The 669-nt window shown below is 41.7% G+C and carries 1 protein-coding gene; it reads left to right on the top strand.

The window, feature by feature from the left end; translation table 11 throughout:
- Positions 1–669: transposase (locus WA325_RS21205; protein ID WP_336184164.1), on the top strand; the 669-nt coding region annotated here is incomplete at both ends.

The following is a 669-nucleotide window of genomic DNA, read 5'->3' as shown; positions in this document are numbered from 1 at the left end:
TACTACAGCGAAAACAAAGGCCGCCCCTCACTTGATCCGCTAATTTTATTCAAAATGATGTTTATCGGCTACCTCTACGGTATCCGTTCAGAAAGACAGCTCGAAAAAGAAATTTACTACAATATGGCGTACAGATGGTTTTTGGGACTGAATATCAATGACCCGGTTCCGCACCACTCCACCATCAGCTGGAACAGACGCACACGCTTTAAAGATACAACCATCTTCCAAGACATTTTTGATGAGATCGTTCTTCAGGCCATCAATCATGACATGGTGGGCGGACGTGTCCTATTCACCGATTCAACTCATCTGAAAGCCAATGCCAACAAGCATAAATACACAAGAAAAACAATTGCGCAGGATACCCAAAACTATATCAAAGATTTAAATGAAGCCATTCAAGAGGATCGGGAGGAACACGGAAAAAAGCCATTAACAATCAAAGAGGAGGTGAAAGCTGAAAAAGAGATCCGCCATAGTACAACAGATCCGGAAAGTGGATATCTGTATCGTGAAAACAAACCAGAAGGTTTTTTCTATTTAGATCACCGCACAACAGATATGAAATACAACATTATCACAGATACCTATGTCACACCTGGAAATGTCCATGATTCTGTGCCCTATCTTGACCGATTGGATCACCAAATCGCACGATTTGGGTTT

Source organism: Bacillus sp. 205(2023) (genome assembly GCF_037027485.1).
Taxonomy (GTDB): Bacteria; Bacillota; Bacilli; order Bacillales; family Bacillaceae; genus Bacillus; species Bacillus halotolerans.
The sequence above is the reverse complement of the archived record's forward strand: the minus strand, read 5'-3'. Positions and strand labels throughout refer to the sequence as shown.